21 protein-coding genes and 1 pseudogene are annotated in these 22,666 nt (G+C 58.1%); 13 read left to right on the top strand and 9 right to left on the bottom strand.

From position 1 onward, the window contains the following. The 3 genes from ftsE (at position 1) to rpoH (ending at position 2,784) form a co-directional block, all read left to right on the top strand. Positions 1–672 (top strand): cell division ATP-binding protein FtsE, encoded by a 672-nt coding sequence (ftsE, locus tag MFP24_RS06690; protein WP_009114879.1) that lies wholly within the window; start codon positions 1–3, stop codon positions 670–672. After that, positions 662–1,630: a permease-like cell division protein FtsX gene (ftsX, locus tag MFP24_RS06685; protein ID WP_249229750.1), complete on the top strand. Its 969-nt coding sequence runs from the start codon at positions 662–664 to the stop codon at positions 1,628–1,630. The genes ftsE and ftsX overlap by 11 nt, the downstream gene beginning before the upstream one ends. A gap of 296 nt (positions 1,631–1,926) precedes the next feature. After that, positions 1,927–2,784 carry an RNA polymerase sigma factor RpoH gene (rpoH, locus tag MFP24_RS06680; RefSeq protein ID WP_136166628.1) on the top strand — a complete coding sequence of 286 codons (858 nt, stop codon included), beginning with the start codon at positions 1,927–1,929 and terminating at the stop codon, positions 2,782–2,784. Positions 2,785–2,939: 155 nt separating this feature from the next. On the opposite strand, the gene MFP24_RS06675 is transcribed toward rpoH, so the two are convergent. The 3 genes from MFP24_RS06675 to panM all read right to left on the bottom strand — a co-directional run bounded on the left by MFP24_RS06675 (position 2,940) and on the right by panM (position 4,288). Continuing rightward, positions 2,940–3,266, bottom strand: coding sequence for a DUF1493 family protein (locus MFP24_RS06675; RefSeq protein ID WP_249229751.1), 327 nt, complete (start codon positions 3,264–3,266; stop codon positions 2,940–2,942). Beyond that, entirely contained in the window at positions 3,263–3,712 is a 450-nt protein-coding gene (locus tag MFP24_RS06670; protein ID WP_249229752.1) for an STM2901 family protein, read from the bottom strand. The genes MFP24_RS06675 and MFP24_RS06670 overlap by 4 nt, the downstream gene beginning before the upstream one ends. A 165-nt stretch (positions 3,713–3,877) precedes the next feature. Further along, positions 3,878–4,288 carry an aspartate 1-decarboxylase autocleavage activator PanM gene (panM, locus tag MFP24_RS06665; RefSeq protein WP_249229753.1) on the bottom strand — a complete coding sequence of 137 codons (411 nt, stop codon included), beginning with the start codon at positions 4,286–4,288 and terminating at the stop codon, positions 3,878–3,880. A gap of 403 nt (positions 4,289–4,691) precedes the next feature. Between panM and MFP24_RS06660 the strand changes: the two genes are divergently transcribed. From MFP24_RS06660 to MFP24_RS06635, 6 genes are all read left to right on the top strand, one after another. Beyond that, positions 4,692–5,804 carry a branched-chain amino acid ABC transporter substrate-binding protein gene (locus MFP24_RS06660; RefSeq protein WP_249229754.1) on the top strand — a complete coding sequence of 371 codons (1,113 nt, stop codon included), beginning with the start codon at positions 4,692–4,694 and terminating at the stop codon, positions 5,802–5,804. A gap of 80 nt (positions 5,805–5,884) precedes the next feature. Beyond that, entirely contained in the window at positions 5,885–6,811 is a 927-nt protein-coding gene (gene livH, locus MFP24_RS06655; RefSeq protein ID WP_249229755.1) for a high-affinity branched-chain amino acid ABC transporter permease LivH, read from the top strand. Then, positions 6,808–8,079 (top strand): high-affinity branched-chain amino acid ABC transporter permease LivM, encoded by a 1,272-nt coding sequence (locus MFP24_RS06650; RefSeq protein WP_249229756.1) that lies wholly within the window; start codon positions 6,808–6,810, stop codon positions 8,077–8,079. The genes livH and MFP24_RS06650 overlap by 4 nt, the downstream gene beginning before the upstream one ends. Next, positions 8,076–8,846: a high-affinity branched-chain amino acid ABC transporter ATP-binding protein LivG gene (gene livG, locus MFP24_RS06645; protein ID WP_249229757.1), complete on the top strand. Its 771-nt coding sequence runs from the start codon at positions 8,076–8,078 to the stop codon at positions 8,844–8,846. The genes MFP24_RS06650 and livG overlap by 4 nt, the downstream gene beginning before the upstream one ends. After that, on the top strand, positions 8,815–9,552 hold the full coding sequence (livF, locus tag MFP24_RS06640) for a high-affinity branched-chain amino acid ABC transporter ATP-binding protein LivF (RefSeq protein ID WP_249229758.1): 738 nt from the start codon (positions 8,815–8,817) through the stop codon (positions 9,550–9,552). Before livG ends, livF begins: the two co-directional genes overlap by 32 nt. 51 nt (positions 9,553–9,603) lie before the next feature. Further along, positions 9,604–10,791 carry an aminotransferase-like domain-containing protein gene (locus MFP24_RS06635; RefSeq protein ID WP_249229759.1) on the top strand — a complete coding sequence of 396 codons (1,188 nt, stop codon included), beginning with the start codon at positions 9,604–9,606 and terminating at the stop codon, positions 10,789–10,791. A gap of 43 nt (positions 10,792–10,834) precedes the next feature. Here MFP24_RS06635 and MFP24_RS06630 read toward each other — a convergent pair whose 3' ends face one another. The 6 genes and pseudogenes from MFP24_RS06630 to ltnD form a co-directional block, all read right to left on the bottom strand. Then, positions 10,835–12,484: a methyl-accepting chemotaxis protein gene (locus MFP24_RS06630; RefSeq protein ID WP_249229760.1), complete on the bottom strand. Its 1,650-nt coding sequence runs from the start codon at positions 12,482–12,484 to the stop codon at positions 10,835–10,837. Between the two features lie 331 nt (positions 12,485–12,815). After that, a pseudogene (locus tag MFP24_RS06625) lies at positions 12,816–14,178 on the bottom strand (GntP family transporter). Between the two features lie 201 nt (positions 14,179–14,379). Continuing rightward, positions 14,380–15,168: a 2-oxo-tetronate isomerase gene (gene otnI / locus MFP24_RS06620; RefSeq protein WP_249229761.1), complete on the bottom strand. Its 789-nt coding sequence runs from the start codon at positions 15,166–15,168 to the stop codon at positions 14,380–14,382. 2 nt (positions 15,169–15,170) lie between these two features. Continuing rightward, positions 15,171–15,812, bottom strand: a complete 642-nt coding sequence (gene otnC / locus MFP24_RS06615; RefSeq protein ID WP_249229762.1) for a 3-oxo-tetronate 4-phosphate decarboxylase — start codon at positions 15,810–15,812, stop codon at positions 15,171–15,173. After that, a complete protein-coding gene (gene otnK, locus MFP24_RS06610; protein ID WP_249229763.1) occupies positions 15,809–17,083 on the bottom strand; it encodes a 3-oxo-tetronate kinase in 1,275 nt (424 codons plus the stop codon). Before otnK ends, otnC begins: the two co-directional genes overlap by 4 nt. Further along, positions 17,080–17,994, bottom strand: coding sequence for an L-threonate dehydrogenase (gene ltnD / locus MFP24_RS06605; protein WP_249229764.1), 915 nt, complete (start codon positions 17,992–17,994; stop codon positions 17,080–17,082). The genes otnK and ltnD overlap by 4 nt, the downstream gene beginning before the upstream one ends. A 306-nt stretch (positions 17,995–18,300) precedes the next feature. Between ltnD and ygbI the strand changes: the two genes are divergently transcribed. The 4 genes from ygbI (at position 18,301) to ugpE (ending at position 22,662) form a co-directional block, all read left to right on the top strand. After that, a complete protein-coding gene (gene ygbI / locus MFP24_RS06600) occupies positions 18,301–19,062 on the top strand; it encodes a DNA-binding transcriptional repressor YgbI (RefSeq protein ID WP_249229765.1) in 762 nt (253 codons plus the stop codon). A gap of 486 nt (positions 19,063–19,548) precedes the next feature. Then, the gene (gene ugpB, locus MFP24_RS06590; RefSeq protein ID WP_249229767.1) at positions 19,549–20,868 is read left to right on the top strand and encodes a sn-glycerol-3-phosphate ABC transporter substrate-binding protein UgpB; all 1,320 of its coding nucleotides are present in this window, start codon (positions 19,549–19,551) and stop codon (positions 20,866–20,868) included. A 64-nt stretch (positions 20,869–20,932) separates the two neighbouring features. After that, positions 20,933–21,820: a sn-glycerol-3-phosphate ABC transporter permease UgpA gene (gene ugpA / locus MFP24_RS06585; RefSeq protein ID WP_249229768.1), complete on the top strand. Its 888-nt coding sequence runs from the start codon at positions 20,933–20,935 to the stop codon at positions 21,818–21,820. Further along, entirely contained in the window at positions 21,817–22,662 is an 846-nt protein-coding gene (gene ugpE / locus MFP24_RS06580; protein WP_249229769.1) for a sn-glycerol-3-phosphate ABC transporter permease UgpE, read from the top strand. Before ugpA ends, ugpE begins: the two co-directional genes overlap by 4 nt. The last annotated feature ends 4 nt before the right edge of the window (positions 22,663–22,666 follow it).

Raw genomic sequence — 22,666 nt, 5'->3', positions numbered from 1 at the left:
ATGATTCGTTTTGAACAGGTCAGTAAAGCGTATCGCGGCGGACGTCAGGCCCTGCAGGGGGTGGATTTTCATCTGCGCCCGGCGGAGATGGCCTTTCTGACCGGCCACTCCGGCGCGGGGAAAAGCACCCTGCTGAAGCTGATTTGCGGTATTGAACGCCCCAGCGCCGGTCAGATTCTGTTCAGCGGGCACAATATCAGCCGCTTGACGAAGCGCGAGGTGCCGTTTCTGCGCCGCCAGATCGGGATGATCTTCCAGGATCACCATCTGCTGATGGAGCGCACCGTTTATGACAACGTGGCGATGCCGCTGATCATTGCCGGCGCCACCAGCGAAGATATCCGCCGCCGGGTCTCCGCGGCGCTGGACAAGGTCGGCCTGCTGGATAAGGCCCGCAACTACCCTATCCAGCTCTCCGGCGGCGAGCAGCAGCGCGTCGGCATTGCGCGGGCGGTGGTCAATAAACCCGCCGTGCTGCTGGCGGACGAACCGACCGGTAACCTGGACGACGTGCTGTCCGAAGGCATTCTGCGCCTGTTTGAAGAGTTCAACCGGGTAGGCGTAACGGTATTGATGGCAACCCATGACACCGGGCTGATATCCCGACGCAATTATCGGGTGCTGACGCTCTCCGACGGCCGCATGATCGGGGGAAACCATCATGGCGAATAACGCCCGTAATGTGAAGAAAACCGTCACAAAGGCCAAATCGCTGCGCGGCGGCTGGCGGGAACAGTGGCGTTACGCCTGGAGCAATACCCTGGCCGATATGTTGCGCCAGCCCCTGGCGACGCTGCTGACCGTGATGGTGATTGCGATTTCCCTGGCGTTGCCGAGTATCTGTTATCTGGTGTGGAAAAACGTCAGCCAGGCGGCCGCCCAGTGGTATCCCACGCCGCAGTTGACCGTCTATCTGGACAAATCCCTGGACGATGACGCCGCGCAGGCGGTGATCACCCGGCTTCAGGCGGAAGAAGGGGTCGAAAAGGTTAATTATCTGTCGCGTAATGACGCCATGGGCGAGTTCCGCAACTGGTCCGGCTTTGGCGGCGCGCTGGACATGCTGGAAGAAAATCCGCTGCCGGCGGTCGCCATTATCACCCCCAGGATGAATTTCCAGAGCGCCGACACCCTCACCACGCTCCGCGAGCGCGTGGCGGCGACGCAGGGGGTGGATGAGGTACGCATGGACGACAGCTGGTTTGCCCGGCTGGTGGCCTTGACCAGCCTGGTCGGACAGATTTCCGCGACCATTGGCATCCTGATGGTTATCGCCGTCTTTTTAGTTATCGGCAACAGCGTGCGCCTGAGTATTTTCAGCCGCCGCGAAACCATTAACGTTATGAAGCTGATTGGCGCGACGGATGGTTTTATCCTGCGTCCCTTCCTGAACGGCGGCGCCGTTATGGGATTCGGCGGCGCCGTGCTGTCGCTGATCCTGTCGCAGGCGTTGGTGTGGAAGCTGGATGCCGCCGTCACTCAGGTCGCCGCGGTGTTTGGCACCACCTTCAAAGTAACCGGGCTGAGCTGGGACGAATCCCTGCTGCTGTTGCTGGTCGCCGGGATGATCGGCTGGCTGGCCGCCTGGCTGGCGACGGTGCAACATTTACGTCGTTTTACACCGCAGTAATCTTTTTTTGCTATAATCTTCCCCTGTGATTCAGGCCGCGCGCACAGGGGAAACGCCCTCGGGCGCAACGGTTTTTTCACCTCGGCGGGCGTATGATTTCCTCGGGTATTCATCTTGATATGTTAAATAAAATGGATAGAATCAGAGGAACTTGTGAGTAAAATCACAGTCTGAACTTATGTCGGGTTACTGCACGACCCGCCGATGCACAACGGCGTTAATATCGCGATTCGTCCGTGACGGGTCGCACAAGCGGTTCTCTTCCTAAGAGACATCGCATAATTGAGAGAGGTTGAATGACCAAAGATATGCAAACTTTCACCCTGGTACCCCAAGGCAGTCTGGAAGGTTACATTAGAGCCGCCAACGCCTATCCTATGCTGACGGCGGAGGAGGAGCGGGCTCTGGCTGAACGACTGCATTATCATGGCGATCTGGAAGCAGCCAAGCAGCTGATTCTGTCGCATCTGCGTTTTGTTATCCACGTTGCCCGTAATTACTCCGGCTACGGCCTGCCGCAGGCGGACCTGATTCAGGAAGGCAACATCGGCCTGATGAAGGCGGTGCGCCGCTTTAATCCCGAAGTGGGCGTGCGTCTGGTCTCTTTTGCCGTGCACTGGATTAAAGCCGAGATTCACGAGTACGTTCTGCGTAACTGGCGCATTGTGAAAGTGGCGACCACCAAGGCGCAGCGGAAGCTGTTTTTCAACCTGCGCAAATCGAAAAAACGTCTCGGCTGGTTTAATCAGGACGAAGTGGAGTTGGTGGCCCGCGAACTGGGTGTGACCAGCAAGGACGTACGCGAGATGGAGTCGCGCATGGCCGCGCAGGACATGACTTTCGATCCGACGCCGGACGAAGAAACGCACGATGGCAAAGCCATGTCGCCGATGCTGTATCTACAGGATAAATCGTCTGATTTTGCCGACGGCATTGAAGAGGATAACTGGGAAGGCCACGCGGCGGACAAACTGACTTACGCCCTGAAAGGGCTGGATGAGCGCAGCCAGCATATTATTCGCGCCCGCTGGCTGGATGACGACAATAAATCCACCTTGCAGGATCTGGCCGACCAATATGGCGTCTCCGCCGAGCGGGTACGGCAGTTGGAAAAGAACGCCATGAAAAAGCTGCGCATGGCGATAGAAGCCTGAATCTACTGGTAGCATGCACCCATGCATAGTTCCCCGCCTCGCTCACCGTCATCCCCGCGCAGGCGGGGATCTGCTTTTTGAATTCGTGCGCCATTCAAGGATATCAAAGTGACGGTTGTCGGCACGATGTCGGACCCTGCCGCACAGCGCGGCGATTAATCGTATAACCAATGACCGACTTTTTCTGACTCAACCAGCATACGTACAGTTAGAGACTGTGGCACATGGCGATCGGTTCTAAACCTTTCAGGTAACAGAAAGTTGGGTATGAATGGGATCCCTTCCCGCGGGAAGTACCTGACCCAGTCAAGATTTGAGCAATCCACTTTAAAACGTTCTGAATATTTTTCCATCATCTCGAGGACATCTTCCTCTAACGTCGCCTCTTTTCCCGTCGTCAGAGACGTATCCAGTTCAAGATCATGTGCCGATAGTTCTTTACGCACAAAATCAAGTATTTCTATCGTCTTATCACCGTTCATACCCTATGCTCCGGTTTAACTATAAGGTTAAAACGTCTAACGCTATTTAGGGTAATCATTGCCAAATCATATGCTGTGATCATAACCCCCACCCACGGCAACCAACGGCCAATAAGTCCCCCTAGACTATTTGTTTTTGCCCATTGTCCATTCAACATTGTTCTCCATGTCGGGGAACGCCATCGGGTTTCAAGGCGATGCCCGATCAGGGTTCTCATGGCAACGGATAGTGGGCTGGTATTTTTGGTCGTTCTGCCCGCGTCAAGCTTTGTTCGGGTAGGAACGATTGGAATTCCACCAATAATCAGCGCCAAAGAAAATACATCTTTAACGCCAAGTTGATTTTGGGCTTCATCAACAACGATCCAGAATGCCAGCTCTCCTTGAGTAAGGTTCATCATTCCGTCAAAAAAATAGCTGCCATTGAGTTGTTCAACTGTATCCATCAGTTTATCGTCCAGTAAGTGGTTCAGCGTCATCAATGCTGGATGATAAATAATCAGGAGTCCAGATCCAGCATTGCTGCTTATCTGCGCAGCAGGGGCAAAGTCTCGGGAATGACAAATGATGCCATGAAGCCGCCAATTGACCGTTTCCCCCGGTTTTACCTATTAAAAATTTTCATTCTTTATATAGCGCCAGCCGCCGGATACCGGTGAAAAACCGCAGCTAAGCATAAATTTCGCCAGCACCTCTTCGTTAACCGTCGCGTGATCCGCCGTCGCCAGCCACCACTCCTTGACGCCGGGTAGCTGCCTGAGCACCTCTTCCACCAAATACAGGCCGACGCCGCGGCGTCGGGTCTCCACGCGCACGACCATATCGCTCAGTTGAGCGTATTCGCCTTTGATTTCCACTAACACCCCGGCCAACAGCCGATCGTTAAAACGGGCGGCAAAGATACGGCGCTCCGGCGTCAGCCCCGCCTGTAGAAGCTCGAGATTCTGATGCGGCCAGATTTTCGCCAGATCAATTTTGTCCTGGTCACTGAATTCAGCAAGATTCTCAACGGTTAGTTTCATTTACTGGCACCCCATAAAATGAGTGAAGAATAATGTAGTAGGCTTGTAGTGGAACAGTTACGCAATTTCTTCTTTACAGTTAATAGGGAAAATGCTTTTCACGCCGCCTATTTTTCGAGTAAAACGTCAATAATTAAGGCATAAAGCAGCATAACTGACTATATATAAATTAAACACTGGATTTTAAGCCTGGTATTTTATGCTGCCGTCCTCGCTTATTCCTGCTGGCGGGAGTTGATTTGCAGCATAAAATTCCTGTTTAATAATATGAAAAATAAAGCCTTATTAGAATTCATTGCTAATAATAAACCTAACCTGTTCTTACATATAAGAAAAAGGTTATCTTATGACGTGGGCAGCCAAATTTTCGGCAATATTCATAATAAAACTTGGGGTAAAACGGATGAAATTGAGTAAAAGCAAAATATTGCTGATGGGCTGTATGGCAATCGCGCTCGGTCAGGCGGCAAACGCGGCGGATCTCAAAGTGGCGGTCGTCGGCGCGATGTCCGGCCCGGTGGCGCAGTATGGCGATATGGAGTTCATCGGCGCCCGTCAGGCCATTGCGGATATCAATGCCAAAGGCGGCGTGAACGGCAATAAACTGGTTGGCGTTGAATATGACGACGCCTGTGACCCGAAACAGGCCGTCGCCGTCGCCAACAAGGTCATTAATGACGGTATCCGCTATGTCATTGGCCATCTGTGTTCCTCCTCCACCCAGCCGGCGTCTGATATTTATGAGGAAGAAGGCGTGATCATGATTACGCCCGCCGCCACCAACGCGGATCTGACCACCCGCGGCTACAATCTGGTGCTGCGCACCACCGGCCTCGACTCCGATCAGGGCCCGACCGCGGCGAAATACATTCTCGAAACCATCAAGCCTCAGCGTATCGGCGTGGTGCATGACAAACAGCAGTACGGCGAAGGCCTGGCCCGCTCGGTGCAGGATAACCTGAAAAAAGCCGGCGCGAACGTCGTGCTGTTTGAAGGTGTGACGGCGGGCGATAAAGATTTCTCCACGCTGGTCGCGCGCTTGAAAAAAGAAAACGTGGACTTCGTTTATTTTGGCGGATACTACCCGGAAATGGGGCAGATCCTGCGCCAGGCCCGTCAGGCCGGCATGACCACCAAATTTATGGGACCGGAGGGCGTGGGCAACTCATCGCTGTCCAATATCGCCGGCGAAGCATCTGAAGGGATGCTGGTCACGCTGCCCAAACGTTACGATCAGGTGCCGGAGAACCAGCCGGTGGTGGATGCCCTGAAAGCGAAAAAGCTGGACCCGACCGGTCCGTTCGTCTGGACGACCTATGCCGCGTTACAGTCCCTGACTACCGCCATGGAGCGCAGCGGCAGCACGGAGCCGGAAGAACTGGCGAGCGATCTGAAGGCAAAACCCGTTGATACCGTGATGGGACCGTTAAGCTGGGATGAAAAAGGCGACCTGAAAGGGTTTGAGTTTGGCGTATTTGAGTGGCACGCAGACGGTACTTCCACCATAGTGAAGTAATCAAGCAAATCCGTATTAATCCCTCAGTACCGCATGCCCCCGCTATCGCAAGACGCGGGGGCAGAATTTAAGGTTAAGGTATGTCCGAGCAGTTCCTCTATTTTCTTCAGCAGACGTTCAACGGCCTGACGTTGGGCAGCACCTATGCGCTGATCGCCATTGGCTACACCATGGTTTACGGCATTATCGGCATGATTAACTTCGCCCACGGCGAAGTGTATATGATCGGCAGCTATGTCTCCTTTATCGTTATCGCCGCCCTGATGATGATGGGCATCGACGCCGGCTGGCTGCTGATCGGCGTGGCGTTTATCGCCGCCGTGGTGATTTCCAGCGCCTATGGCTGGAGCATCGAACGCGTCGCCTATCGGCCGGTGCGCACCTCCAAGCGTCTGATCGCCCTGATTTCCGCCATCGGGATGTCGATTTTCCTGCAAAACTACGTCAGCCTGACCCAGGGCTCGCGCGACGTCGCCCTGCCCAGCCTGGTCACCGGACAGTGGACGCTGGGCGAGAGTAACGGCTTTGCCGCGACGATAAGCACCATGCAGCTGACCATCTGGATCGTGACGTTCCTGGCGATGCTGGCGCTGACGCTGTTTATTCGCTATTCGCGCATGGGACGCGCCTGCCGCGCCTGTGCTGAAGATCTGAAGATGGCCAGCCTGCTGGGCATCAGCACCGACCGGGTGATCTCGCTGACCTTTGTGATTGGCGCCTTGATGGCGGCGGTGGCCGGCGTGCTGCTGGGGCAGTTCTATGGCGTGATTAACCCCTATATCGGCTTTATGGCCGGGATGAAAGCCTTTACCGCCGCGGTGCTGGGCGGTATCGGCAGCATTCCCGGCGCGATGATCGGCGGGTTGATTCTGGGCGTGGCGGAGGCGCTGACCTCGGCCTATCTGAGCACCGAGTACAAAGACGCGGTGTCGTTCGCGCTGTTAATCGTGGTGCTGCTGGTGATGCCCACCGGTATTCTGGGCCGTCCGGAGGTTGAGAAGGTATGAAACAGCTCAATCTGTTCAACGCGTTGGTCTCCGCGCTGATGCTGCTGGTGCTGGCGGCATTTATCATGGGCATGCAACTGGGGCTTGACGGCACCAGGCTGGTGGTGCGCGGGGCCGATCAGGTGCGCTGGTACTGGATCGGCGCGGGCTGCGTGGTGGTGTTCTTCTTCCAGCTAATCCGCCCGTTCTTCCAGCAGAGCATAAAGAAATTCGCCGTCCCGTCGCTGGTATTGCCGAGCTTCGACGGCAGCACGCCGCGGCAGAAATTGCTGGCGGCGCTGTTGATCGCCGCCGCCGTCGCCTGGCCGTTTCTGGTGTCGCGCGGTACGGTGGATATCGCCACCCTGACGCTGATTTATGTGATGCTGGGGCTGGGATTAAACGTCGTCGTCGGCCTGTCCGGACTGCTGGTATTAGGCTACGGCGGCTTTTACGCCATCGGCGCCTATACCTACGCCCTGCTGAACCACTACTACGGTCTGGGATTCTGGGAAAGTCTGCCGCTGGCGGGCATGACGGCCGCCCTGTCCGGCTTCCTGCTCGGTTTCCCGGTATTGCGGCTTCGCGGCGACTATCTGGCCATCGTCACCCTGGGATTCGGTGAGATTGTCCGTATCCTGCTGTTGAATAATACCGAAATCACCGGCGGCCCGAACGGCATCAGCCAGATCCCCAAACCGACCTTCTTCGGTCTGGAGTTCAGCCGCAGCGCCCGCGACGGCTGGGATACCTTCCATAACTTTTTCGGCCTGGCCTATAGCCCCGGCGACCGCATTATTTTCCTCTACCTGGTGGCGCTGCTGCTGGTGGTGCTGACGCTGTTTGTCATCAATCGCCTGCTGCGCATGCCGCTGGGCCGCGCCTGGGAAGCGCTGCGCGACGATGAAATCGCCTGCCGCTCGCTGGGACTGAGCCCGACGCGCATCAAGCTGACGGCGTTTACCATCAGCGCGGCGTTCGCCGGTTTCGCCGGGACGCTGTTTGCCGCCCGCCAGGGCTTCGTCAGCCCGGAATCCTTCACCTTCGCCGAGTCCGCTTTTGTGCTGGCGATTGTGGTGCTGGGCGGTATGGGCTCGCAGTTCGCGGTGATCCTCGCCGCCGTGCTGCTGGTGGTTTCCCGCGAACTGATGCGCGACCTGAACGAATACAGCATGCTGCTGCTGGGCGCGCTGATGGTGTTGATGATGATCTGGCGCCCGCAGGGTTTGCTGCCGATGAAGCGTCCGCAAATGAAGTTGCAGGTGGGTAAGAAGGAAGAGCAGGCATGAGTACGCAGCCATTATTATCGGTCAGGGGTCTGACCATGCGCTTCGGCGGCCTGCTGGCGGTCAACAACGTTGAGCTGGACATTCACGCCGGGGAAATCGTCTCGCTGATCGGCCCCAACGGCGCGGGGAAAACCACGGTATTCAACTGCCTGACCGGTTTCTACCGCCCCACCGGCGGCACCATCCTGCTGCGCGATCGGCATCTGGAAGGCTTGTCCGGGCAGAAGATCGCCCGCATGGGCGTGGTGCGCACGTTCCAGCATGTGCGCCTGTTCCGTGAGATGACGGTGATTGAAAACCTGCTGGTGGCGCAGCATCAGCATCTTAAAAGCGGGGTGTTCGCCGGGCTGCTGAAAACGCCGGGCTTCCGGCGCGCGGAGGCGGATGCGCAGGATCGCGCGGCGGTATGGCTGGAGCGCGTCGGCCTGCTGGCGCTCGCCAACCGTCAGGCCGGCAATCTGGCCTACGGCCAGCAGCGGCGGCTGGAAATCGCCCGCTGTATGGTGACCCGTCCGGAACTGCTGATGCTGGACGAACCCGCCGCCGGGCTGAACCCGAAAGAAACCGCCGAGCTGAATCAGCTGATTGTGGAACTGCGCGATCGCCATCAGGTTTCCGTGCTGTTGATCGAACATGACATGAAGCTGGTGATGGGGATTTCCGATCGGATTTACGTCGTTAATCAGGGAACCCCGCTGGCCCACGGCACCCCGGCGGAAATTCGCAATAACCCGGATGTCATCCGTGCTTATCTGGGCGAAGGATAAAGTTATGCTGTCATTAAATCAGGTCTCGGCCCATTACGGTAAAATTCAGGCGCTGCATCAGGTCAGCCTGCACATCGAACAGGGCGAGATCGTTACCCTTATCGGCGCCAACGGCGCCGGTAAAACCACCTTGCTGGGTACGCTGTGCGGCGATCCGCGGGCCAGCGAAGGCACCGTCATCTTTGACGGCAAAGACATTACCCACTGGCAAACCGCGCGGATTATGCGCGAGGCGATCGCCATCGTTCCCGAAGGCCGCCGCGTATTTGCCCGCATGACGGTGGAAGAGAATCTGGCCATGGGCGGCTTCTTTGCCGAGCGGGAGCAGTATCAGCAGCGGATCGAACGGGTCTACGAGCTGTTTCCGCGCCTGTTCGAGCGCCGCGCCCAGCGGGCCGGCACCATGTCCGGCGGCGAGCAGCAAATGCTGGCCATCGGCCGGGCGCTGATGAGCCAGCCGCGACTGTTGCTGCTGGACGAACCGTCGCTGGGGCTGGCGCCGATTATCATCCTGCAAATTTTCGACACCATCGCGCAGCTGCGTGAAGAGGGCATGACCATCTTCCTGGTGGAGCAAAACGCCAATCAGGCGCTGCGTCTGGCCGACCGCGGCTATGTCCTGGAAAACGGCCACGTGGTGCTGGAAGACACCGGCGCGGCGTTACTGGCGAATGAAGCGGTGCGCTCAGCCTATCTGGGCGGTTGATTGATATCAGGCCGTTTCCCGGCCTGTTCTGCAAAAGGTACAAGAAGAGACATGGCCACTGAAGAGTTACTGGCTCGGCGCGTCGCGCAGTTGAAAAGCTCAGCCATTCGCGAACTGCTGAAGCATAGCAAGATGGAGAATATTATCTCCCTGGCCGGGGGGATCCCGTCGGATGCGCTGTTTGATTTCGACGGTCTGAATCAGGCCACGCGGTTAGCCATTACCGAACAGCCGCAAAGCGCGTTCCAGTATGGCTTGACCGAAGGCAGCGGCGTGCTGCGCGAACGCATCGCCGACCTTTGCGCCACGCGCGGCGTGAAAACGCGGGCCGAAGAAATCGTGGTGACGGCGGGGTCGCAGCAGGCGCTGGATTTGATCATGCGCGCGATGGTCGATCCGGGCGACGTATTTGTCGTTGAGCGCCCCACCTACCTTGCCGCGCTGCAAACCCTTGAGCTGGCGCAGGCGCAGGTGATGTCCGTGGCGTCGGACGAAAACGGCATGGTGGTGGATGAGCTGGCGGCGCTGCTGCAGAAACAGCGCATCAAAGGCGTCTATATCGTGCCGAATTTCGGCAACCCCAGCGGCGTCACCCTGAGCGACGAGCGCCGCAGGCAGCTGATCGCGCTGGCGCAGCGCCATAACTTCGTTATTATCGAGGATGACCCGTACGGCGAGCTGCGTTTTACCGAAGAGCGCCATCCGACGCTGTTCCAGCTGGCGCAGGAAACGCCGGGCGCCACGCAGCCTGTGCTTTATACCTCCACCTTTTCCAAGATACTGGCTCCCGGCCTGCGTCTTGGCTGGGCGATCCTCCCGGACTGGCTGCTGCATAAGGTCGCCATCATCAAACAGGCGGCGGATCTGCACGCCAGCGCGCTGTCGCAGAGCATCGCGGAGTGTTATCTGGGACTGGGGCGTCTGGAGCGGCAGATTGAAAAGATCCGCTACGCCTATAAGGAAAAAAGCCGGCTGCTGTCCGGCCTGGTGGAGCAAGAGCTGGGGGATGTGATGAGCTTTAACCCGCCGCAAGGCGGCATGTTCCTGTGGGCCAGATTCCGCCAGCCGTTCAACACCACCGAGTGGCTAAAACAGACGCTGAATCAGGGGGTGGTGTTCGTGCCGGGGGAATTCTTCTTCTCCGACTCGCCGGACTATGCGACGCTGCGTTTCTCCTTCGCCACCGCGACGGAAGCGCAGATGCATGAGGCGGTGGCGCGGCTACGCCGCGCGCTGTAATCATGGCGTGAAACCGCTGAGCGCTCAGCGGTTTCACCACCGGTTAGAACTGCTCCCAGTCGCCGCCGGAAGAGAGCGCCAGCTTGGGCTGGGCGGCTTTGCGTAACGCCGGCGCCGCGGCAGGCGTTCTATTCCCCTGCACAATACTGAACACGCTCATCAGCTCCACCAGTCTGGCGGCCTGATCGCTCAGGCTGTCGGCCGCGCTGGCGGACTCCTCCACCAGGGCGGCATTCTGCTGCGTCACCTGATCCAGCTGGTTGATGGCGTCGTTAATCTGGCCGATGCCATGCTCCTGCTCTTCGGTGGTTGAGCCAATCTCGCTGATCATCTCGGCGACGTTGCGCACCTGCCTGACCAGCTCATTGATGGTGGCTCCCGCATCGCTGACCAGCGTCGCGCCTTTCTCCACGGTGGCGACGCTTTCGCCAATCAGATCCTTGATTTCCTTGGCGGCGGAAGCGGAGCGCTGAGCCAGGGAACGGACTTCTCCCGCCACCACGGCAAATCCCCGCCCCTGCTCGCCGGCGCGGGCGGCTTCCACCGCCGCATTCAGCGCCAGGATATTGGTCTGGAAGGCAATGCCGTCAATCACGCTGATAATGTCGCCGATTTTGCGCGAACTGCCGCTGATCTCCTGCATGGTCTGCACGATGTCGCCTACCGCGTCGCCGCCTTTGGCGGCGGTGTCGCTGGCGGAATGGGCCAAACGGGTGGCGGAGCGCACCGTCTCGCCATTCTGACGGATGGCCTGACTCATTTGCTCCATGGAGGCGGCGGTTTGCTGCAGGCTGGCGGCCTGCTCTTCGGTACGCTGGCTGAGATCCGTGCTGCCGGCGGCGATTTCGCTGGCGCCGACGGAGATGGATTCGCTGCTCTCGCGCACCTGATGCACGATGCCGTGCAGATGTTCGCGCATACCGTTCATCGCGGCCAGCAGGCTGCCGCTATCGCCGTCGCGCAGATCGACCGACATGGACAGCCGGCCTTCCGCTATCTGCCGGGCGATATGCGCCGCGTAAGCCGGTTCGCCGCCCAGCTGCCCCCGCACCTTACGGGTGATCCCCCAGGCAATCAGCGCGCCGAGCAAGGCGCTGATGGCGGTGATAATCAGCAGCAGGGTGCCGGCGGCATTGGCGTCGGACATAAAGCGCTGCGACATGGCGACCGTATCGTTCTTATGTTCGTTGATCATGGTGCTCAGGGCGCTCAGCGCCGCTTCCTGCGCCTCGATCACCTCGCCCAGAATCACCTCCCTGGCGCGATCCTGTTGGCCGGAACGGAGAAGATCGATCGCCTTTTTGATCGCATCGCTATAGGGGAGACGCAGCGTATTAACTTGCTCCAGCAATTCTCGCGATCTTTTCAGATTCAATTTTTCATCCAGCTGTTTTAACAGCTCGTTATTGCGGCTGATGATCGCCTCGACGCTGCGGGTTTTCTCTTCAACGCGCCGGACATCGCTATACAGCGAACCGTCGCGGATATCCTGCGCGGTGATATTCATATTGTCTTTGATTTCCTGCATCAGCAGCAGGTTGATCAGGCGGGTATTGGCCAGATAATTCAGGTTATCCCCCACCGAAACCAGCTGAATGCGGCCGAACAGCGCCACCAGAAAACCAATCACAATCACCAGCGTAAAGCCGGCGCCCAGCATGGTGCCGAGCTTCATTTTTTTTAACCAATGCATAAAAATCCTTGGATTTTCCCTTAGAGAGTTGATTTAAACCACGCCCTGAAAGTTAACGATGACGCAGAAAGAGGGTGTGTAAGGTCAGGCAACATGTTGCATATTATTTAAAATAATGATTCGGGGAATTTATCGGCTGGTTAATTGGATGATTTATTTTTCATAAGTTAATAAACTAAAAACATAAATTTGTATTAATTTTTACTTTTATATATCAATTTATTAGCATACCCCGCCGCTATTGCGGATGGGAATATTTAACTTTTCTCATCGATAAAGAGAGACGATAATCTGGCGGCGCCGGCCGAATTTAGGCCGGCGCGCAGCGGGCTTAGAAAATAAACCACAGCGCCCAGGTAAAGATAAAACCGGCCAGACCCAGTACGGTGGTCAGCACGGTCCAGGTTCTCAGGCCGTCGGCGACGGACAGACCGAGATATTTGGTCACAATCCAGAAGCCGGAATCATTGACGTGGGAAAGCCCCAGCCCGCCGAAACAGGCGGATAACGTCACCAGCACCAGCTGTATCTGATTCAAGCCGCTGACGGCCTCGCTCAGCAGGCCGCAGGTGGTGAGAATCGCCACGGTGGCGGAGCCCTGCGAGGCGCGCAGCGCCAGGGAAAGGATAAACGCGGCGGGCACCAGCGGCAGATGAATGCTGGTCAGGGTATCCGCCAGCGCTTTGCCGATGCCGGATTCCACCAGCACTTTACCGAACACCCCGCCCGCGCCGGTCACCATGATGACCATCGCCGCGGCGGGCATGGCATCCCCCATCACGCCGCCGGCTTTTTCCAGCGACCAGCCGCGACGCAGCGCAATCAGCCAGAAGGCCAGCGCCAGCGCGATCAGCAACGCCACCGCCGGGGAACCGACCAGCGACATCAGGTCGCGTACCCCATGTCCGGCGGGCAGGATGGTGGCGGAAACGGTGCCGAGCATAATAATCAGGATTGGAATGACGATCAGCGCGGCGATCAACCCGGCCGGCGGCGTGGAGGAGTTTTCCCCCTGCGGATCGGCCTGCTCCGGTTTCGCCAATTGCAACTGCTCCAGCACCTCAACGGAGAGCGCGTAGTTACGCCGGTTAAGCCCCTTGGCGACCCAGTAGCTGATAATGCCGACGGGAACGGACACCGCCAGACCGATGATCGTCAGCCAGCCGATATCCGCATTCAGCAATCCGGCCGCCGCCACCGGACCGGGATGCGGCGGCAGCGCGACGTGCACCGTCAGCATCACGCCGGCCACCGGCAGGCCGAATTTAATCGGCGAAACCTTGGCGACTTTGGCGAAGCCATAAACAATCGGCGCGAGAATAATAAATCCGACGTCGAAAAAGACCGGGATACCCAGAATAAAAGCGGCGCTGGTCAAGGCGGCCACCATTAATCCCGGCCCCATCAGCTGGGCGAAGCGTCTGGCCAGCGATTCCGCGCCGCCGGAGACTTCAATCATTCTGCCCAGCATGGCGCCGAGGCCGATAATGATCGTCACCGACCCGAGAATGCCGCCCATGCCGGAGGTCACCACTTTCATGACCTCGCCCGTTGGAATACCGGTCGCCAGCGCCACCAGTAGGCTCACCACCAGCAGCGCCACAAAGGGCTGTATTTTAAATTTAATAACCATCAGGAGCAGCAAGCAATAATACCCCGGCGATGGCGATGCAGAGTAGGAGTGAGGTAGCCATATTTATGCTCTCATCAATATATATACCCCGGCATCTTTCACGGCGCGACAATATTGACCGCATACTGAGACCGATCGGGTATTTATGCGTTATTTAAAGAAAAAGGCGCCCTGATTTCCGTAGAAAAATAATACGGAAACCCGGTATTTTCTGGTTTTTTAATAAAGGCTTCTCTGGCGTCGATATATTTTTTTGGCGATATTATCTCCCCTCTCTGAGCCAGGGCCGCGCCCAACCCAGTCCCGCCGCGGTTTTACCCCGCGGATGATATTCACACCCAATCCAGCCGGAATAATTCACGCGGTCCAACTCGTCAAACAGAAAAGAATAATTAACTTCCCCTTCGTCCGGCTCGTGCCGGGCCGGAACCGACGCGATTTGAATATGTCCGACGCGGCCGTCAAGATCGTGAATAATTTGCGTCAGGTTGCCATCCACAATTTGCGCGTGGAAAAAGTCCAGCTGAATATACACATTCGGCCGGCCGATCAGATTTACCAATTCCAGCGCCTGATACTGGCTGGCAAACAGATAATTCTCTTTCACCTTCGCGCTTAACGCTTCAATCATGATGTTGACGCCGTGGGGCGCAAATTTATCGGCGGCGTAACGCAGGTTATCGATAAAGGTTTGCCGATAGGCATCGCCATCGGCGCCGGCCGGCACCACTCCCGCCATCACCAGTACCGACGGGCAGTGCAGCGCCAGCGCGTATTCCAGCGCGCTGTCGATATCCCGGCGCGCATCGTCGATGCGGTCGGGCAGCGCGGCGACGCCCCACTCTCCCGCCGCGACGTTGCCGGGCGCGGTATTGAACAACACCTGCTTCAGGCCGTTTTCCCGCAGCTTTTCCGCCAGCAGCGGCGCCGGATACTCATAGGGAAACAGGTACTCCACCGCCTCAAAGCCGGCATCGGCCGCGGCTTTGAAACGATCGAGAAACGGCAGCTCGGTAAACAGCATGGAAAGATTGGCCGCAAATTTAGGCATGATTAACTCCGTAATTCAGCAATTTCTTCAGCAGTGAGATAACGAATACGCCGGTCGCCGAGAATAAAGATCAGTTTGGCGGTTTCTTCCAGCTCTTCCATATTGTCCGCCGCCGCCCGTAAATCCTTACCGGTGACCACCGGACCGTGGTTGGCCAGCAGAAACGCCCGATAGTGCGGGGCCAGCTTGGCCAAATCCTCGCCGAGCCGCGCATCGCCCGGACGGTAATAGGGTACGACCGGCACTTGGCCGACCCGCATCACCACGTAGGGCGTGAACGGTTTGATCGCGTCCTGCGGGTCCAGTCCCTCCAGACAGGAAAGCGCCGTCAGATAGGTGCTGTGCAGGTGAACGATCGCCCGACATTGCGGGTTGCTGCGGTAGATGGCGAGATGAAAGCTGACTTCCTTCGACGGCTTGTCGCCGGAAATCCATTCGCCGCCGATGCCGACTTTGGATAAGCGGTCGGCCGCAAGCTCTCCCAGACAGGACCCGGTCGGCGTCGCCAGCAGCGTGCCGTCGTCCAGCAGCAGCGAGAGATTGCCCGCCGAACCGGTGGCGTAGCCGCGTTGAAAGAAAGAGGCCCCCAGCCGGACCATCTCGTCACGCGCCTGTTGTTCATCCCTACGGCAATGCTCACTCATACTGCGAACTCCCTTTGCGCGCGGGCAAAAAAATCCTCATCGCCGAAATTGCCGGATTTCAACGCCAGCGACAGCGGATGATGGGTGGATCTGATCCAGGGCACGCCGGGCGAAATCGACGGGCCGATATGGAAAGCATGGATGCCCAACGTTTGCACCACAATGCTGGACGTTTCGCCGCCGGCGATGATAAAGCGCTGAAAACCATCCTGCCGCAGCTGACGGGCGACGTCGGCGAACAGGCTTTCCACCGCCTGGCTGCTGGCCTCCGCCCCCCAGCGCTGCTGGATCCGGGCGAGATCGTCCGCGGAGGCCGTGGCGTACAACAGCGGCGCGAGGGCCTGTGCGCGATGCTCGTCCGCCCATGCGGCAAGCTCGCGGGCATAAGCCCGCCGCGCCTCATCCCCTTGCAGACAGCGCGCGACGTCTATGGCGCGGCTGGCCGCCTGCTCGCGGTAACGGGCGACCTGCTTATTGGTCATCTCCGAACAGGAGCCGGACAGCACCACGCCGGGGCCGGGCTGCGGCATCCCGGCGGCGGTGGCCGCTGCGGTGTGCGGCGTCGACGGCGCCCACTGGCGGGCAAGGCCGATAGCCAGACCGGAGCCGCCGGTAACCAGCGTCATATCGCGTAGCGCCTCGCCCTGCGTCAGCAGATGCTGCTGGTTCAGGGTATCCAGCACCACGTAGCGCACGCCCTGCCGCTTTAACTGCTCAAGCTGCCGTTTCACCGCCGCCGCGCCCTGCTCCATCACCTGATAGGGAACCAGCCCGCTGCGGCCGGCGGCCTGCCGTTCCATCACCCGCGGCAGATTGCTGTCCGTCATCGGCGTCACCGGATGATGGCGCATGCCGGACTCGGACAGTAGCCGATCCATCACAAACAGATGGCCCTGATACACCGTCCGGCCGTTCACCGGCAACGCTGGCGAAATCACGGTTTGCGTTTCGCCCAGCGCCTCCAGCAGCGCATCGGTAACCGGGCCGATATTGCCTTTGGCCGTGCTGTCGAACGTCGAGCAATACTTGAAATAAAACTGGCGGCAACCCTGCCGGCGCAGCCAGGACAACGCGTTCAGCGATGCAGTGACCGCCTGCTCCGCCGGGCAGGAGCGGGACTTGAGGCTAATTACCACCGCCTGGGCGTCAACCTGAAAATCCGACGGCGGCACGCCGTTCAACTGAACCGTGGGCAGGCTGTTTTCGACCAAAAAGCTGGCAATGTCGGTGGCGCCGGTAAAATCGTCCGCAATAACACCCAGAGCTATCATTTTTCCTCCCGTTTTTCCGGCAGGGTAATGCCGCTGAAAATTTTGATCACCGCGCTATCATCCTGCTTGCCGAACCCGGCATTGCTGGCGGAGGTAAACATATTGAAGGCGGTTGACGCCAGCGGCAGCGGGAAGCGCAGCGCTTTGGCCGTATCGGTCACCAGCCCCAGATCCTTGACGAAGATATCGACGGCGGATTGCGGCGTATAGTCGCCGTCCACCACATGGCGCATGCGGTTTTCAAACATCCACGAGTTCCCGGCGGCGTTGGTGACCACGTCATACATCACGTCCAGCGGAATTCCGGCGCGGGCGGCCAGCGCCATCGCCTCCGCCCCGGCGGCGATATGCACGCCCGCCAGCAGCTGGTGGATAATTTTGACGGTCGCGCCCAGCCCAATCTCCTCGCCGATACGGTAGACCTTGCCGGCGACGGCGTTCAAAACCGGCCGGAGTTTGTCGAACGCCGCAGCGGAACCGGCCGCCATCACCGTCATCTCCCCCGCGGCGGCTTTGACCGCGCCGCCGGATACCGGGGCATCCAGCATGATCAGCTGATGCTGCGCCAGACGCCGGGCAATATCTTTGGCATCCTGCGCGGAGATGGTCGAGGACACCATCACCGCGGTCCCGGGGCGCAGTTTGGCGGCGACGTCGGACTCGCCGAACAGAATAGCGTTCACCTGCGCGGCGTTAACCACCAGCAGCAGCACCGCATCCAGCCGGTCGGCAAAGGCGTCGACGCTCGCTTCGGCCCCGGCGGCGCCGGCCTGGCGTAAACGCTCCAGCGCCTGCGGGTTGATATCGACGCCATAGGTGGTCAGCCCGGCGTTGATACAGGACGTGGCGGCGCCGAAGCCCATGGAGCCGAGACCGATAACGGCTACGGCATACTCTGCGGTTTCTTTCATAACGGTCACCTTGTTAATTTTAGTGATTATTTGTTCTATGGTGTTAAATGTAGCCCCTTCGATGGTCGTTGATGGTGATTGTTATCACACAAATTAACACAAGGTTAATAAAATTCCCGCCGCCGGCCGTCCGCACGAAAAAGAATTTCGTTATTAGTATTTAAAATCAGTACGTTAATCTTTTTCATCGCGAGGGGTAACGCCGTAGCGTTAAGCCCGGCGTGGTTTACGGCGTGAATTTATGATAATAATCGTCCTTAAATACGCGAGTTATCACAATATTTATCAAAGCTGGAAGGAGCAGGGATGATCCCAGTAGAACGTCATCAACGGATTCTGGCGCTGATCGCCGAACGCGGCGTGGTGAGCATCACGGAACTGACCGAACGGCTCGGGGTGTCACATATGACCGTGCGGCGGGATGTGCAAAAGCTGGAGCAGGACGGCCTGTTGCTGAGCGTCTCCGGCGGCGTGCGCTCGCCCGAACGGCTGGCGATTGAGCCGTCGCATCAGGATAAATCCGTGATGTTCAGCCAGCAGAAAGAGGCGATTGGCCGGCTGGCGGCCCGGCAGATCCCGCCCAACAGCTGCATCTATCTGGACGCCGGCACCACCACGCTGTCGCTGGCGCGCCACCTGGCCGAGCGGGATGATTTACTGATCGTAACCAACGATTTTGTCATCGCCGCCTTTCTTATCGAGTCCAGCCAGTGCCGCATGATCCACACCGGCGGTACGCTGTGCCGGGAAAACCGCTCCTGCGTCGGCGAAGCCACCGCGCAGGCGCTGCGTAACCTGTTTATCGATATCGCCTTTATCTCCGCCTCATCGTGGAGCCTGCGCGGCCTGTCCACGCCAAATGAAGACAAAGTGGCGGTCAAACGCGCGGTGGTGGAAGCCAGCAGCAAACGTATTCTGCTTTGCGACACCTCAAAATACGGCCGCATCGCCACCTATCTGGCCACCCCGCTGACGGTTTTAGACAGCATTATTACCGACGACGGCCTGCCGCCCGCGGCGAAAGACGCGCTGGCGAAAATGGGGGTTGAGGTGTTGGTGGCGGGGTGAGGGGTATTCTTTCTATTGAAATTGCAATCTCATTTGGCAAATGGCTGTACAGAACAGCACTCTGTCAGCCATATCCTGCTAACGCTTTTCTTGACTAAGAAAAGTGTCCGGTACATTAGCCTCTTGAATCAGCCGGAGTACGTTATCCCACGTATCTGGTTTGACAGATTTTTTCGATAATATGACATTCCCTTCTCTATCACGTCGGATGTAAACCCAATCGGCATCAAATGCAAATTCAGCGGGCAATATAACCACTTGATGCTTGCCGTCTCTTGATAACCTAATGACATGCTCCATATTGCCCCCTAGCGTATAAATTCACAGCAGACACATACAGGGTAAAATATATGAAAGTGCGCGTTTTTTGAACTACGTTCTATTCCGCCTGTCACTCTGCCGTCATATCCCAGTTATTTTTCTGTCATACGCGCATGTCATGTTACCTGCGCATAAAAAAACATTGGGCTATTGCAGGAGACAGGCATGTTTAACCCTAAAATCCGTAAAGCGGCCGCGGGCGTAATATTGGCGTTGGCTTGCAGCGCCACTGCCCAGGCGGCGACCGCAATTCCTTTCTGGCACTCAATGGAGGGCGAGCTGGGGAAAGAGGTCAACTCACTGGCGGACCGTTTTAACCAGTCCCGCAGCGACGTGAAAATCGTCCCGGTCTACAAAGGCAACTACGAACAGAATCTGGCCGCCGGCATCGCCGCCTATCGCGCCGGCAACGCCCCGGCGATCTTGCAGGTTTATGAAGTAGGCACCGCCACCATGATGGCCAGCAAAGCCATTAAACCGGTGTATGAAGTGTTTAAAGACGCCGGCATCAATTTCGATGAGTCGATTTTCGTCCCCACCGTCTCCGGTTATTACACCGACGCCAAAAGCGGTCATCTGTTATCCCAGCCCTTTAACAGTTCCACGCCGGTGCTGTATTACAACAAAGACGCGTTTAAAAAAGCCGGCTTAGACCCGGAGCAGCCGCCGAAAACCTGGCAGCAACTGGCCGAGTACACCGCCAAACTGCGCGCGGCGGGCTTGAAATGCGGCTATGCCAGCGGCTGGCAGGGCTGGATTCAGATTGAAAACTTCAGCGCCTGGCACGGCCTGCCGGTAGCCAGCAAAAACAACGGATTCGACGGCGCCGACGCGGTGCTGGAATTCAACCGGCCGACGCAGGTCAAACATATTCAGCTGTTGCAGGATATGAATAAGCAAGGGAGTTTCACCTATTTCGGGCGCAAGGATGAGCCGACCGAGAAGTTCTACAACGGCGACTGCGCCATCACCACCGCCTCGTCCGGTTCGCTGGCGGATATCCGTCAGCACGCCAAATTCGACTACGGCGTAGGCATGATGCCGTATGACGCCGACGTGCAGGGCGCGCCGCAGAACGCCATCATCGGCGGAGCCAGCCTGTGGGTGCTGAACGGTAAAGACGCCGCCACCTATAAAGGCGTCGCCGAATTTATGCAGTTCCTGGCGCAGCCGGAAATCGCCGCCGAGTGGCACCAGAAAACCGGTTATCTGCCCATCACCAAGGCCGCGTATGAACTGACGCAAAAGCAGGGCTTCTACGAGAAGAATCCGGGTGCGGATATCGCCACGCGCCAGATGCTGAACAAACCGCCGCTGCCGTTCACCAAAGGGCTACGCCTGGGCAATATGCCGCAGATCCGTAGCGTGGTGGATGAAGAGCTGGAAAGCGTGTGGATGGGTAAGAAAACCCCGCAGCAGGCGCTGGACAGCGCCGTTGCGCGCGGCAACGCCCTGCTGCGTCGCTTCGAGCAGTCAACGAAATAACCTCGTTGTATCGGGCCGCAGGGAAGCGGCCCGTCCCCTGGTGCAAGCATTAATGAGTTCACGCATGACATCATCCCGTCCCGTTTTTAACCGTAGCTGGTTGCCCTATATGCTGGTGCTGCCTCAGCTACTGATTACCGCGATTTTTTTCCTCTGGCCGGCAGGTCAGGCGCTGTGGTATTCGGTGCAAAGTCTCGATCCGTTCGGGCTGTCCAGCGAATTCGTCGGTATGGAAAATTTCAGGCAGCTGCTGGATAACCCCTACTATCTCGATTCCTTTTACACCACGCTGACCTTTAGTTTTATGGTGGCGGGATTCGGCCTGCTGATCTCCCTGTTTCTGGCGGCGCTGGTGGACTATGTTATCCGCGCCAGCCGTCTGTATCAGACGCTGATTATTCTGCCCTACGCCGTCGCGCCGGCGGTGGCCGCCGTGCTGTGGATGTTTCTGTTCAACCCCGGTCTGGGGCTGATTACCCATTTTCTCGGCCTGCTGGGATACTCATGGAACCACGCGCAAAACAGCGGCCAGGCGATGTTTCTGGTGGTGCTGGCGTCGGTCTGGAAACAGATCAGCTATAACTTCCTGTTTTTTCTGGCGGCGTTGCAGTCCATCCCCCGCTCGCTGATCGAAGCGGCGGCGATTGACGGCGCCGGCCCGGTGCGCCGCTTCTTCAATCTGGTGCTGCCGCTGATCTCCCCGGTAAGCTTTTTCCTGCTGGTCATCAATCTGGTATACGCGTTCTTCGATACCTTCCCCATCATCGACGCCGCCACCGCCGGCGGCCCGGTGCAGTCCACCACCACGCTTATCTACAAAATTTACCGCGAAGGCTTTGCCGGGCTGGATCTCTCCAGCTCCGCGGCCCAGTCGGTGGTGCTGATGCTGCTGGTTATCGGGTTGACGGTGATTCAGTTCCGCTTTGTCGAACGGAGGGTGAACTACCAATGATAGAGAACCGACGCGGACTGGATATCTTCAGCCACCTGATGCTGATTGTCGGCATCGCCGCGGTGCTGTTCCCGTTGTACGTCGGGTTCGTCGCCGCCACGCTGGACAATCAGCAAGTGTTTCAGGCGCCGATGACGCTGATCCCCGGCGCGCACCTGTGGGAAAATCTGCGCCATATCTGGCTGCACGGCGCCGGCAACAGCGTCACGCCCTTCTGGCTGATGCTGCTGAACAGCTTGGTGATGGCGCTGGCGATTACCGTAGGCAAAATCACGGTGTCGATATTGTCCGCCTACGCCATCGTCTACTTTCGCTTTCCGCTGCGCAGCCTGTTTTTCTGGATGATCTTCCTGACGCTGATGCTGCCGGTGGAGGTGCGTATCTTCCCCACGGTGGAGGTGATCGCCCGGCTGGAGATGATGGACAGCTACGCCGGGCTGACGCTGCCGCTGATGGCGTCGGCCACGGCGACGTTTCTGTTCCGGCAGTTTTTTATGACGCTGCCGAATGAGCTGCTGGAGGCGGCGCGCATCGACGGCGCCGGCCCGCTGCGCTTCTTTTTCGATATCGTGCTGCCGCTGTCGAAAACCAATCTGGCGGCGCTGTTCGTCATCACCTTTATCTACGGCTGGAACCAGTATCTGTGGCCGCTGCTGATTATCACCGATGCCAATCTCGGCACCGCGGTGGCCGGGATCAAAAGCATGATCGCCTCCGGCGACGGGGCGACGCAGTGGAATCAGGTGATGGCGGCGATGCTGCTGACCATGCTGCCGCCCCTGCTGGTGGTGCTGCTGATGCAGCGCTGGTTCGTGCGCGGTCTGGTCGACAGTGAAAAATAGCGGC

Origin of the sequence: Brenneria tiliae, from assembly GCF_023347575.1 — a bacterium.
In the GTDB taxonomy this organism is placed as follows: Bacteria; Pseudomonadota; Gammaproteobacteria; order Enterobacterales; family Enterobacteriaceae; genus Brenneria; species Brenneria corticis.
The sequence above is the reverse complement of the archived record's forward strand: the minus strand, read 5'-3'. Positions and strand labels throughout refer to the sequence as shown.